Genomic DNA, 14,597 nt, shown 5'->3' on the forward strand with positions numbered 1-14,597 from the left:
GAGTAAACGCAATGGCAAATTTTAATGAACACGCATTGGAAATGTCAATAATGGAGTTGTTCAAAGATGAGGAGTATACCTATGTCAGTGGCGATCAGATACACAGAGAAAGGACAGAGGTTCTGCTTACGGACGACCTGAAGCAATACCTCTATAATCGGTATGCGAAAGACGGTATTACACCCAGTGAGGTGGATAGTGTCATTCTAATGCTGCGTAATATTTCTGGTACGATTTATGAAGCAAACAAAGCTGTATTTAAGTTGCTCTGCGATGGATTTATTCTTAACCGTGAGGACAGAACGCAGAAAGACCTTTATATTGAACTTATTGATTTCGACACTCCCGAAAACAATATTTTCAAGGCGGTTAATCAGTTTGAAATTGAAGGCGTAAATAATCAGTTGCGTATTCCTGATGGCATTGTGTTTGTAAATGGTATTCCTGTTGTTGTTCTTGAATTTAAGAGTGCGGTACAAGAGAATACGACCATAATGGACGCATATAAGCAGCTTACAATCCGTTACCGTAGAGATATTCCGGAGATTTTTAAATACAATGCGTTTGTTGTTATCAGTGACGGAGCAAATAATAAATACGGTTCTTTCTTCAGCCCGTATGATTTCTTCTATGCGTGGAGGAAGATAAACTCAGACGATAAAGAACTGGACGGTATCAATTCTCTTGTAACAATGATAAAAGGACTTTTCCGAAAAGACCGTTTGCTTGAAGTTATCAAAGATTTTATTTATTTTCCGGATAACTCAGATAAGGATTTGAAGATAGTGTGCCGTTATCCGCAGTTCTTTGCAGCAAATAAATTGTATGAGAATATCAAGGCTCATCTTCGCCCTGAAGGAGATGGTAAAGGTGGTACATACTTCGGAGCGACAGGCTGCGGAAAGAGTTATACGATGCTTTTCCTTACTCGTATGCTGATGAAAAGCAAATACTTTTCTTCCCCGACTATTCTCATTATCACAGACAGAACAGACCTTGACGACCAGCTTTCAAAGCAGTTTGTCGGTTCAAAAAAATATATCGGAGATGAAACTGTTGTAAGCATTGAGTCCCGTGAGAAACTTCGTGAGGAACTTCAGGGACGAGAGAGTGGCGGTGTTTATCTGACTACTATTCAGAAATTTACAGAGGATTTGCAGCTTCTTACAGACAGAACAAATGTTATTTGTATTTCTGATGAAGCACATAGAAGCCAAATCAATCTCGACCAAAAGGTTAAGATTACAGAGTCAGGTGTTCAGAAAACCTATGGCTTTGCCAAGTATCTGCACGACTCTTTACCAAATGCAACTTATGTTGGATTTACTGGAACTCCGGTTGATGGAACAATCGAAGTCTTTGGCGGTGTTGTAGACGCATATACAATGACGGAAGCTGTTAAGGACGGTATTACAGTTAATCTTGTTTACGATGGTCGTGCAGCTAAGGTTATGCTTAATCAGGACAAGGTAAGACAGATTGAAGAATATTATGCACAGTGTGAGCATGAGGGAGCAAATGAACATCAAGTAGAAGAAAGCCAGAAGGCAGTTGCCAAAATGGAAGTTATTATTGGCGACCCTGACAGACTTCGTGCTGTTGCGGAGGACTTTATCAAACATTATGAAACCCGTGTGGTAGAAGGTGCAACTGTAGCAGGCAAAGCAATGTTTGTATGTTCCAACCGAAATATAGCATACGATTTCTATAAAATAGTAAAGGAACTCAGACCGGAATGGACAGAAAAGAAGATTTGTGATGACGGGGTTGTTCTGAGTGAAAAAGATAAAAAAGAGTTGAAGCCAATGGAAAAAATCAAGTTGGTTATGACTCGTAATAAAGATGACGAAAAAGACCTCTTTGATATGCTTGGCACAAAAGAGGATAGGAAAGAATTTGACCGTCAGTTCAAAAATCCGAAGTCAAACTTTAAGATTGCCATTGTTGTAGATATGTGGCTGACTGGTTTTGATGTGCCGGAGCTTGATACGATTTACATTGACAAGCCTATTCAGCAGCATACCCTTATTCAGACGATTTCCCGTGTAAATCGTGTATGCGAGGGCAAGGATAAAGGCTTGATTGTTGACTACATAGGTATCAAAAAAAACATGAACACTGCCCTCAAGAAATATACGAATTTTGAGAGCGAAGAATTTGAAGGTGTGGAGCAGTCTATCACGATTGTAAAAGACCAGTTAGAAGTTCTTGGTCAGATGTTCCACAACTTTAATAGCAGTGATTTCTATAACGGTTCGCCTACTGAACAGCTTGCCTGCCTGAACCGTGCGGTCGAGTATGTGCAGTTGTCTGAAGAACTGGAAAGAAGATTTATGGCAGCAGTCAAGAGAATGAAACAGGCATTTAACCTTTGTAGTTCAAGTGAGAAATTCTCTGATGAAGATAAGGATTATATCCATTTTTATTGTGCAGTCCGTTCTATACTTTTCAAGTTGACAAAAGGCGACGCACCGGATATTGAGCAGATGAACGCTCGTGTCCGCAAAATGCTTGAGGGTGCAATTCAGTCTGATGGCATTGAGGAATTGTTTGAAACTGGAAAGCATATATTGGTTGATATTTTCAGTGATGAATATATGGATAAGATAAATGCTATTCAGTTGCCGAATACGAAAATCAAGATACTTCAAAGACTTCTTTCTCAGGCGATTGACGAGTTTAAGAAAGTTAATAAGATTATGGGTGTGGAATTTGCAGACAGACTCAAGAAAGTTGTTGATGAGTATAATAACCGTCGTCGTGATGAAGCGTATGCCAACGAAGTCCTTGATGATGTTGCGGAGCAGCTTGCACAGCTGTTGTCTGAACTGAAAATAGAAAAGAACTCCTTCAAGAATATGGGTATAGATTATGAGGAAAAGGCTTTCTATGATATTTTGAAAGCAGTTTCCAAGAAGTATGAGTTTGAATATCCAGACGGTAAAATGATTGAACTTTCCAAAAGGATAAAGCTGATTGTTGATGATAAGTCACGCTATATCGATTGGTCTGCCCGTGATGATATTAAGGCAAACTTGCAAGTGGATTTGATATTGCTGCTTGATGAGTTCGGCTATCCGCCAGTAACCATTGATGATGTTTACAAGGAAGTTCTTGAGCAGGCAGAGAATTTTAAGAAATATGCGAATTAAAAACTGATTGTAGTGGGAGAAATTTTCAGAAGATAGAACTTAGAAGAGGAAGGAATGGGGTTATGTCAAAATTAAATGTTGACCAAAAAACAATAAAAGATTTATTTCAGAGTAAAAAATCGGACTTTTTAATACCAGATTATCAAAGACCTTATGCTTGGGGCGAAGCTGAATGCAGAACGCTTTGGGACGATATATTTTCATTTGCTATTCCTGATGAAGGAAAGACAGAATTTGATAGTAATAGCGAGTATTTCCTCGGTCCGATTGTAACTTTCAGAAATGAGGATAAATTAGAGGTTATTGATGGACAGCAGAGATTGACGACTCTTATGTTGCTTTTAAGAGCGTTCTATTCTAAGTTCGGTCATATGCAGGACAAGGCTTCTATATCAACAAAGCAGAATATTGAAAAGTGTTTATGGAAAACTGATGAATTTGGCGAGCCTGATATGTCACAGCTCAAGATAGATTCTGAGGTTGCTACTGATAATGATAAAGAAGAATTTCTTGAAATATTAAGAACAGGAATTGTCAATAAAGAAATGAAAAGCAAATATGCTTGCAACTTCAGATTCTTTCAGAATAATATTGATGAATTTTTGTCCAAATTCCTACTTACTTTGCTTATTTACCTACCCGTATTATGAATAACTGTATTCTCCTTCCGATTGAAGCTGAGTCGCAGGATACAGCGTTGCGTATTTTTTCAACGCTTAATGATAGAGGAAAGCCGCTGTCTGATGCGGATATTTTTAAGGCACAGTTTTATAAGCATTTTTCTAAATTGGGTAAAAAAGAAGAATTTATTGCTCAATGGAAACAGCTCGAAGAACTTTGTGAGAGAATATTCCATCCGATTTCTGGTACACCGATGGACGAATTGTTTACACGATATATGTATTTTGTCCGTGCAAAAATGGGGATTGTATCATCTACAACAGAAGCTTTAAGAAAATTTTATGAGAAAAATTCTTATGCCCTTTTGAAAGACACTAATACATTAACGAAATTGATTGTATTGGTTGAATTTTGGGAAGATGTTTCCAATCAAGATACCGAAAGATTTTCAAATAGAGTTTTGAAGCAATTTTTTGTGTTGAACTATGCTCCAAACGGAATGTGGACATATTTTGTATCCGTATATTTTATGCAAAATAAAGATGATGAAGGTTTGCTTGATGATGAGAAGTTCTATACATTCTTGCAAAAGATAACTGGATTTATATGGACGTATGCTATTACAAATCCGGGCGTAAATGCACTTAGAACTCCAGTGTATGCTGAGATGGTAAATATCGTAAATGATAAGCCTGTTGAATTTTCAAAATACAAGTTCGATGCGGATACTATAAGAAGTATGTTTGATAATTTCAGCTTCAATAATGCACGTCCAATTACAAAAGCAATGATAGCTTGGTGGACATATCAGAATGATAAACAGCCACTACTTTCACTGGAAACTACTTTTGAGATTGAACATATTTATGCTCGGAATAGAAACGAGAAAGAAAATTCATTAACAGATTCTCGAAATGTAGAGTCATTGGGCAATAAAGCATTACTTGAGAAAAGAATCAACATTCGTGCTTCTGATTATCGTTTTGCTGATAAGAAGAAGTATTATGAGGGATTTACAAACAGTAAAGGTCAGGTGAAAGAGGGAACAGGTGTTGTTGAACTTCTTGACCTAACGGCTACATCGGCTGATTTTACCGAGAAAGATATTATTGACCGATATAAAAAGATGATTGATTGCTTTATCAATTACTTACAGAAGAATGGCTTGCTAAAATAAGAGCATAGAATGCGAAAAATATATTTTATTTGGAAAGGTACAGGGAATTTACTTGGAAAATAATAAAGCTGTTTTATTTGAATTAAATATAGAAAATGATAGATGTATATTCCCAAACACAATATCAAATGCAATCATTGATGCCAATGAAGAACTGAAAGATTTGGAAGGTAAACTAACTGAAACACTTGAAACCATAAGGCTGTTGACTCCGGAATGTGATAAGTTGGATTATGTATTGTCTGCAAGTTCAGATTCACTATGTGGAATAATTGACATTTTCTTGTGGGTAAACCAGTAGAGTCTCCATTAGGTGATATAACAGATAAATGGTTTGCAAATAGGACAATAGGCTTTGCAAAAATATGCGGATATACGGGGGACAAAAATTCCTTATCTTCAGCAATAAAATTTTTGGAAAGGAAATTTAAAATACCATATGACCAAAGTGTTGGTGGAGGAATATTTCGTGAGTTGATTGATTTGACTCCATCAAACCATCATTTTAAATCGTTGGGACATAATCCAACACTTTTAGGTTTGCTTTTTTCCATCCTTAATCAGTTTACAAATACTTCAGATTTCGTATCAAATGGAGAATTGATTTCGTTAAATAATTCAGATGGGAAATTTGAACTTCAAGGAAAAAACATACCAAGTAAACTATTTTGCGGTATTGCAAATTGGATTGGTCATTTGATTTCAGATGTATCTGGTTCGTCAAGTAGTAAAGGCAGAGGAATGGGAATGCCATCTCCAATATGGGCTTGGAGTAATGATGTAATTGCAATTATAGCAAAACTAAATATTCCGGTGACTGAATTTGATAAATTCGTAAATGAACTTGCTTTGAAGTTATTTGAAAAGGGATACGATGTAAGATTTCAAACTACTCAGGCAATACCTGTTTTTATCAATGAAATGGTCGTAAGATTTTTATATTCAATAAGACGTCTGATTGGGTATTATATATTTGTACCGAAAAAAGATAGAAGCTGGGTGTTACTTTGGAAATCGTGCGAACCATTTTCAAATGCAACTGTAAAACGTATGCTGACAGTTGCACATGGGACATTTTGTATAATAGATATTGGCGATGCAACAATTAGAGAATTTGAAAAAGGAATAGAAAGTTTCAATGTTGTTGAATTTTTTATGCTACTGAATATAGGAAGCAAAACGAGGAATACAGCGTACTAAAGCAAATATTGAAGCAATATTCATGAAAAGAGAAATAGAGATTATAAATGCTGTTGAAGAAGCACTATTATATAGCTATAAATAGATAGTTTCAAGGGGAAATATATGTTTAGGTAATATTTATTTGATTATTATCCTAATATAACTTATCAATTGTTAAATAAGCTAATGTTTCATAATATTGTTGATATTAAAAAATGATTTTTGAATTTGTGAAAAATGCAAATTATTGTACTTTTTCCTTATTTAACATTTGTTTGATAATCAGTATAATGTATAATAGTAGTCAGCAGATACTAACATTAGTATCTGCTTTACTTAAAAGTAAAGGTTAGCAATAGCTAACTAACAAAATTCTTTTTTATCAAATATTACTTTGGCTAATTTAATATATATAACTACTAGGAAACCTTGAGAAAACTTCATTTAATGTCATTTATATTATAAAGATTATTTTCCATAGAATATACAAGGTTATGAAGTTGATGGGCTGAATGTATATAATCATTATGTTTATGAAGTTCCAATTGAACATTAACCGGTAAAGATAAAAAGTATTTTCTTGTACTATTACTGTTTTGTATCAAACTTTGCAAATTATCATACTTCAAAATAACCACCTCAGTAATTATTATAGATATGAAGTGTCATAAAATGCGTATATACCTTAGATTATTTTAATTATAATCTAGAACAGAGAGGGGAATGTCATTGATATATTGTGGTGGAGAAATTCAAGTAGAGTAAGATTTACCTGTACAGAAAATAAACCGGAATTATATTCTAATCCAAAGAAACATTTTCTATCCTTTATAAAAGGTTGTGTAATGTTTGTTATAGTGGCTATTATTGACGGATTGTTACTTACAATTATCTAGAAAAGTGATAGTCTTGAGTTATAACTACCCATAAAAAATACTATATATAAATATCAAATTAATTATTGACAATGTGTTAATAAGAATTATAATATATGTATGAAATAACATATAGATATATCATTTTAGTGATAAGGGTATATTTGAAATTAATTTTAGGAGTGATAAATTATGTTAAAGGACAAAGTAGCAGTTGTTACAGGTGGTACAAGAGGTATAGGTTACGCAACTGTTAAAAAGTTCCTAGAAAATGGTGCAAAAGTTGTACTGTTTGGTTCAAGACAGGAAACAGTAGAAAAAGCTGTTACTTCTCTAAAAGCAGAAAATTCAGCTTGGGAAGTTAGCGGTGTTTGGCCAAATCTAAAGGATGTAAAAGCTGTTGAAACAGAGATCAACAGTATCAAAGAGAAGTATGGCAAAATTGATATTCTGGTTAATAATGCCGGTGTGTCAGATAGTACACCACTTGATAAATACACATCAGAGCAATTTGCAAACATTATGCAGTTAAATGTTAATTCAATTATGAATGGTATTTTGCCTACTGTAAAAATAATGAAAGAACAAGGATATGGTTGTATCCTAAATACAAGTTCAATGGTTAGCCTTTGTGGTCAGCGTTCCGGTATTGGTTATCCAACCAGTAAATCAGCAGTTAATGGTTTAACATGGTCATTAGCCAGAGAACTTGGACCTTTTAATATTAGAGTAAATGCAGTTGCTCCGGGTATTACAAATACTGATATGGTGGCTTCATTACCAAAAGAAATGATTGAACCATTAAAGGCAGCAATTCCACTTCGTAGAGTAGGTGAACCGGAAGATATTGCAAATGCTTTCTTGTTCCTAGCAAGTGATATGGCTTCATATGTAACCGGTGAAATTTTATCAGTAGATGGAGCTATGAGAACTTAATAAATTTTAAATAGTAAAAATTTAGCCTGAGAAGATACATTTAAGTATTTCCTCAGGCTTTTGCTATGCCTATTTAATTTTAAAATTGATTTCCTTGTTATTCCTCAATAATAGGAATTATCATATTTTCAAAGGAATTTCTCATTTTTGGGTGACGAATAAGAAAATGGATTGAAGGAGTTTTATTTTTTGAAACCAATACATACTTACCTTGATGTATATAAATTTGAATATTTCTAAAAGGAAATTTATGATTTTCTATTGCCCTGTAATTAGCATTATTCTTTTCAAATTCTTTAATCAGTTGTAAATGTTCTTGATAATCTTCCCATGTGTAATAAATATCTTTTTCAAAGAACATACCTGAAAGTGGTAATGCAATAGGAAACTTCTCAAATTCATCTTTTGATAGGATTGGAATTTCTTCTGTAATGCAACTATGTTGCAAAATAGCATTTATCATTTCTTTTTGTAAAGAAACATAATCCATAATTTTATTCTGCATTTCTTTATCAACATTATTATTGTTCAAGATACTTGACAACAATTTATCCGAAATTGTATGTAACGATAATGAAGACAAAATACAGTAACGATTTCCTTTTACTTTAGAGTCTGAATATAAGAACTTTTCATATTCTTTATGTGAGTACTTGCTGTACACTTTCATTAATGGGGTAGCTTTGGAAAGTAAGCATTTTGCATATTCCTTGTAGTGAGCAACTTCATTTTTATTTTTTGTAAGGTAATACTTACCCTTATTATGGTAACCGGTAATTGCCTCACCAACTAAAGCAACAGTACCTGATACCTTGATTAAATGAGAAAAAGCACCTTCTGTTTGTCCTTTTAAGTAGTATGAAGATATTTGTCCTGTCATATACATAGGTATCCAACTTTCTAAACCAAGCATCATATCTTCAAATGAACGGTCTATATTATGAATTTGATTAAAGTGAAGTCCTTTCTTTAGCATCAATGCCATACCAAACATCCATTTTTTTGGGAACTCAGGGTCTTTGGCCATTTCATTCATTGGCATATCACTGTACATAGTTACAGGCTCTTTAGATTTAGATAATACAGTAGCTTTTAGAAATTCAAGTTCACTTTCCATCATTTCTTTTAATCCATAGTAACTTTTTGAAGTAGGTAGCTGAAATGGTACAGTAGGCACTTTTAATTTGTCAAAATTAATTGCTCTTATGTATTCATCTAAATTAAATTCATCAATTTTCTCAAGAAAACCTGATATATCATCTTTCTTTACTTTTACTGAATCGTTATCAGAAAGCCACTTTGCAAGTAATAAAGTATAATTATTAGGATTGTTTAACTTTGAACTGTCACAATTAATTAGTTTGGAAACTTGAATTTTATCTGAGTTACTATTATATCTACGAACAATAAAACCTACTACATTGTTTATGAATTCTTGTGGATTAGCTGGTTGTCTTTGTCCATTCTTAATTCTCGAAATATATGATGGATCAAAATTCATAAACTTTGATAATTCAGATATATTTACCGATAAAGTGTTAAGTAAAATATTGAAATTAGATTGCAAGTTTTTTGTATCAATAACAGTATTTTTAACCAAAGGTAAAAATTCACTTGTTACCGACTCAATAGTAAGAGATTTAATATCCTTAATCTTACTGATTTCAACTATGCCTTTAACTAAATTTGTGAAATTATCAGAATTAGATTCCGGTACTCTGTCACCTGATTTATATCTGCTAATCGTTGCAGTAGAAAGGCCTGAAGTATCAGATAAATCTTTAGCAGTACAATCAAGTAATTCTAAATATTCAATAAGTTTGTCCTTAAATTCCATATTGCTACTTCCTTTAATTTTATATATTTATTATACAACTATAATACTTATATTCAATACCCTAGTTTCCATTTTGTCAATGCCTATTTGGAAATAATTCTATTACTTATAAATATATTTGTTATAATCTAATTAAAGATAACATATTTATTGATTATTTATTTAAGAAGTTACTTTCAATTTGTTTATCATATGAATATTTTTGATATTCTAAAGATAAAAAATTGAAATAATCAATATTATTTTTAAAGAAAGGCAGGAATTTATTATGAAAAAAACTTTTAAGACAAAATGGTTAGCTATGTTTTTATCTTTGCTAATGGTTACATCATTAGTGCCTATGTCCGTTTATGCAGAAGATAATGATGATCATTCTGTTAGGAACATTGACATTACAAATGTAACCTTTGATTACAAAGCAGGAATGTCACCGGTTGCAACTGCTAAGATAGCTAACAGTGATGCTCACTATGAAATTGAGTGGGAGTGCTGGAGTGAAATAAGAGAAATAGATGAAACGACATCTTGTTCTGCGGCTTATTGGTACTCAAATCCTTCTTATATGCAATTCCTTAAGGAAGATGAAAAGATTTACAACTTTAAAGACAAAATACAGTATTATTATTCAATACAGTTTAGAGCAAAAGACGGGTACACATTTCCTTCTGAAAATGAAATTTCCGTGACTATTAATGGTGAAAAGATTTCCTCGGAATATTATGATATTTATGATAGTAATATATTTGGCGTAAGTGATTTTAAAGATATTAGACTTGCCCAAATTAGTAAAGTAGGAATTGGTGGAACAACTCTTTCATATCAAGTTGGTGATACACCAAAAGCAACTTCTTTTAAAAACTATGATAACTATTATGATTACAATATTGAATATGAATATTGGGAAGAGATGGAAAGTAAAGATGATGGTTCAGTTGTACCGGTAGCCTATTGGTATTCTGATGAAGAAAAAAATAATGCTTTGCCTGATGATAAAAAGATAACTAAATTTGAAGAGGGCAAGACATATATGTACAGTATAGCCCTGAAAACTAATAACGGTCGTACATTTGCAGGTTCATCAAATTTCACATTTGTATTTGACGGTAATGTTATAAAGCCGGAAAATTATACTATTGGTGAAGACAACACAACTTTATTTGCATTTGCTCTAAAAACAATTAAACCTGTTAAGATAAAGTATATTGATAAGATTGAAGTCAATAATGCAAAGTTAAGCTTTAATGTTGGGGATAAACCTGTATTTACAGGTGAAGTTCCTAGTGATGCACCTTATTATATTGATAATGAAGGTTGGTTCACATATAAGGGTGGTATTACTTCTTCTGAATATTGGAACGGTAGATATGGTGATTTTGAAGGTAGTTGGGGTAAGTTAATAACTTCTTTTGAAGCTAACACTAAGTACAGCTATAATGTCTATGTAAAATTAACTGATGAAGGCTATAATTCAGGTTATCGCTTTAATGAAAATACAAATATTGTTGTTAATGGTGTTACCTATAAATTTAATAATGAAACAACAAGTCTAGGTTTAAATGGCGAAACCATATGGTATTATAACCTACTTGATATGACACCTAATAATGATAATCCTTGTATCAATGGTCATACAAAAGTAAGAACTGTAACAAAAGCTACAATCAATAAGAACGGCAAAATAGTAACTACTTGTTCAGTATGCAAAAAGACACTTTCAACAGCGATTATTCCTAAAATATCAAGTATTAAACTTTCAAGTAATACCTTTACTTATAACGGTAAAACTATCAAACCGTCAGTTATAATTAAAGATTCTAAGGGTAAGAAAATCAATAATTCTAATTATACTGTTGCATACAGTAAAGGTCTTAAAAATGTTGGTAATTACAAGGTTACAATAAAGTTTAAAGGTAATTATAGTGGAACAGTTAACAAAACTTTTACTATTATTCCTAAATCAACAACCTTAACTAATTTATCTTCAAGTAAAAGGAAAGTAAAAGTTAAGTGGAAAAAGCAAGTTTCTCAAACTAACGGTTATCAGTTGCAATATAGTTTGAACTCTAACTTTAAGAGTGCAAAATTATTAAATGTAACTAATAATAAAGTAACTACTAAATTAATTTCTAATTTGAAATCTAAGAAGAAGTATTATGTTCGTATTAGAACTTACAAGAATGTTAAAGTCAACGGTAAGTCAACAAAGCTTTATTCTAAATGGAGCAAATCCTTAAATGTGAAAGTTAAATAATTTACTTAAGTCACCTATCATGTTGGTAGGTGACTTATTTATATAGATAAATTTGACAACGAAATATATTTATTATATACTATCCTCATAAACTATTTGGAGGGTGTTATGAAAAGGACATTATCAATTTTACTATCAATTATAACTTTGCTAAGTGTGTTCATTTTACCAACCAGTGTAAGTGCTGATGAAAATTTTGATGAAGTTGACACTAAGAATGCTATTGCAGTAACTGTTAATGAAACACAGTACAAAGAGAGTGATTTAACTTTCACTAAAGAAGAACCTATGAGGACTTATAAGATTACTGCTGAAGAAGCCGGTGTTTACAGATTTTATGCTAACTCATCAGAAATTGTGGGTATGAAAGCATATTTGTTTAAACCTAATAATCTAAATCCTACTGAATATATAAAGTCTAGTTCACTTAATAAAGAAACCAGAAACGGTGGATTTGATATTACATATTATCTGGCAAAAAATGAAACTGTTTATCTTAAAGTAGCACTTAGAGATGTTTATTATTATGCCGGAAGAAAATTTGATTTTGTAATTGGTAAGAAAAAAGACTTAATAGCCAAAAATGGTTGCATTTATGAAAGTAGATTTGACAGATATTTTGTTGTTGATAATTATATAAATAAGTATCAAAGTCTTACTATTGAGAATAAAATTAATAATTTACCTGTAGCAGGTGTAGATGAGGATGCCTTTAGAAATTGTAGATTTATTACATCAGTAAATATTCCTTCAGAATGTAAAACATTGCAAACCTACTGCTTTGATGGTTGTTATAACTTGAAATCTGTTAAACTTGCAGAAGGTGTAGAAGAATTAAAATATTATGCATTTCAAGGTACACAGATTGAAACTATTTATCTACCAAAGTCTATTGAATCACCGGATGCCTTAGAAGCTATGCTTAACTTAAAGACTATTACAGTTGCTAAGGATAATCCTTATTATACAGCAGTTAATGGTGTGCTTTTCACTAAAGATAAAAAGAAACTTGTTCGTTATCCTGCTCGTGGACCAAGAACTTATACTATTCCTAACGGTGTAGAAACTGTTTGTGACTCAGCTTTTAAAGATAGTTATGTTGAAAAGGTTTATTTTCCAAATACAGTGAAAAATATGATTGGTGATGTTTTTCATTATTGTGAAAGGCTTAAATATGTTAAACTAAATGAGGGTATTACTTCTATTGGTTCTTCTGCTTTTCAGGGTTGTGAAAGTTTAAGTTATATTAATATTCCATCAACTGTAAAAGATATTGGACTTTGTGCAATTAATGATGCAGGGATTAGAAGTATTGAAATTCCTGAAAATGTATTTAAAATCGACGGTTACAGTATATATAACTGTAAATATTTAGATGCTATTGTGTTTAAAGGTAAAAGAACAGAAATTTCTACTGATGCTTTCAGAAAGATAGATGTAAAAACTGTTTATGGACCTAAAGGTTCTACTGCTGAAAAATATGCTGAAGAAAAGGGCATTAATTTTGTTTCTACAACACTTGAAGATGGGGAAAAATGCACTAAGCATCATTATATAGAGACTGAATGTACAAAAATTCCTGATTGTATGAACTACGGTATATTTAAAACTAAATGTGCTATTTGTGGCAAAGCAGGTTCTAATAAAAAAGAACCATCATTAAATCATAATTTTGCAGATGAGGTTTGTAAATTTTGTGGCGTATCAACTACTAAATATGTAAATGTTGATTTTAATAAAACATACAGTGAAGTTGTTCCTATACCCGTTTCATCATTAGTAATTGAAAGGGATATAATCTTCAATGTTAATAAAGATGGTAAGTATTTCTTTAATATCAGTAACTTAAGTGATAAAGTCCTAATTGACGCAACAATTATGAAAAATGATATTAGAAATATCCATTATGTAACAGAATGTGCCAATAAGAGTTTCAAGAAATCATATATGTTGAGTAAAGGTGACCAATTAAAACTTAGAATTAGAGGATTGAATAGTACAGGTGAATATTATAATCAAAGCACCTATAAATACTATGAACCAATTAAGTTTAATTACAAAATTACTTGTGACCATATTTATAAGAATACAGTTGTAAAACCTACTTATGTTTCAGGTGGCTATACACTACATAAATGTTCTACTTGTGGATATAGTTATAAAGATAAGAAAACTGCTAAACTAAAGTTACAAAAACCAAACGGCTTAACTGTAAAAGGTGGTAAAAAGTCATTAACTGTTAGTTATAAGAAGGTTGCTAAGGCTACCGGTTATCAAATTCAGTATAGCCTATACAGTAATTTTAAATCAGTTAAAACTATAAAATTAACAAAGAACAGTATAACTAAAAAAACTATTACAAAACTTAAAAGAAATAAAAAGTATTTTGTAAGAATTCGTTCGTATGTAGTACAGAATAAAAAAACTACTTATTCTTCTTGGACTAAATCTAAAAAAGCTAAAACAAAATAATGAACAACCGATAAAACAGTAAATATCCACCGGCTTAGCCGGTGGCTTTTCTTTTAACGCCTTAAAGGCTATGTTACTAGCTTCGTCTAAAGAC

The 14,597-nt window shown here is 32.0% G+C and carries 9 protein-coding genes; 8 read left to right on the forward strand and 1 reads right to left on the reverse strand.

The features are described from left to right. The first annotated feature begins 11 nt into the window (after positions 1-11). The 6 genes from WMO18_RS06760 (at position 12) to WMO18_RS06785 (ending at position 7,943) form a co-directional block, all read left to right on the forward strand. Positions 12-3,152 (forward strand): type I restriction endonuclease subunit R, encoded by a 3,141-nt coding sequence (locus WMO18_RS06760; RefSeq protein WP_211148299.1) that lies wholly within the window; start codon positions 12-14, stop codon positions 3,150-3,152. 62 nt (positions 3,153-3,214) lie between these two features. Continuing rightward, positions 3,215-3,802 carry a DUF262 domain-containing protein gene (locus WMO18_RS06765; RefSeq protein WP_367286475.1) on the forward strand — a complete coding sequence of 196 codons (588 nt, stop codon included), beginning with the start codon at positions 3,215-3,217 and terminating at the stop codon, positions 3,800-3,802. Then, positions 3,799-4,950 carry a GmrSD restriction endonuclease domain-containing protein gene (locus WMO18_RS06770; protein WP_367286476.1) on the forward strand — a complete coding sequence of 384 codons (1,152 nt, stop codon included), beginning with the start codon at positions 3,799-3,801 and terminating at the stop codon, positions 4,948-4,950. The genes WMO18_RS06765 and WMO18_RS06770 overlap by 4 nt, the downstream gene beginning before the upstream one ends. A gap of 52 nt (positions 4,951-5,002) precedes the next feature. Further along, a complete protein-coding gene (locus WMO18_RS06775) occupies positions 5,003-5,251 on the forward strand; it encodes a hypothetical protein (protein ID WP_211148297.1) in 249 nt (82 codons plus the stop codon). Continuing rightward, complete coding sequence (locus tag WMO18_RS06780) at positions 5,236-6,150, forward strand: hypothetical protein (RefSeq protein WP_211148296.1); 915 nt, start codon at positions 5,236-5,238, stop codon at positions 6,148-6,150. Before WMO18_RS06775 ends, WMO18_RS06780 begins: the two co-directional genes overlap by 16 nt. A gap of 1,049 nt (positions 6,151-7,199) precedes the next feature. Continuing rightward, on the forward strand, positions 7,200-7,943 hold the full coding sequence (locus WMO18_RS06785; RefSeq protein WP_211148655.1) for an SDR family NAD(P)-dependent oxidoreductase: 744 nt from the start codon (positions 7,200-7,202) through the stop codon (positions 7,941-7,943). Between the two features lie 97 nt (positions 7,944-8,040). On the opposite strand, the gene WMO18_RS06790 is transcribed toward WMO18_RS06785, so the two are convergent. Continuing rightward, positions 8,041-9,780 carry a hypothetical protein gene (locus WMO18_RS06790; protein WP_367286477.1) on the reverse strand — a complete coding sequence of 580 codons (1,740 nt, stop codon included), beginning with the start codon at positions 9,778-9,780 and terminating at the stop codon, positions 8,041-8,043. Between the two features lie 268 nt (positions 9,781-10,048). Between WMO18_RS06790 and WMO18_RS06795 the strand changes: the two genes are divergently transcribed. Continuing rightward, a complete protein-coding gene (locus tag WMO18_RS06795; RefSeq protein WP_329979674.1) occupies positions 10,049-12,031 on the forward strand; it encodes a hypothetical protein in 1,983 nt (660 codons plus the stop codon). A gap of 108 nt (positions 12,032-12,139) precedes the next feature. Continuing rightward, positions 12,140-14,503 carry a fibronectin type III domain-containing protein gene (locus WMO18_RS06800; protein WP_367286478.1) on the forward strand — a complete coding sequence of 788 codons (2,364 nt, stop codon included), beginning with the start codon at positions 12,140-12,142 and terminating at the stop codon, positions 14,501-14,503. Positions 14,504-14,597 lie beyond the last annotated feature (94 nt).

It is taken from the genome of Ruminococcoides intestinihominis, assembly GCF_040096285.1.
In the GTDB taxonomy this organism is placed as follows: Bacteria; Bacillota; Clostridia; order Oscillospirales; family Acutalibacteraceae; genus Ruminococcoides; species Ruminococcoides intestinihominis.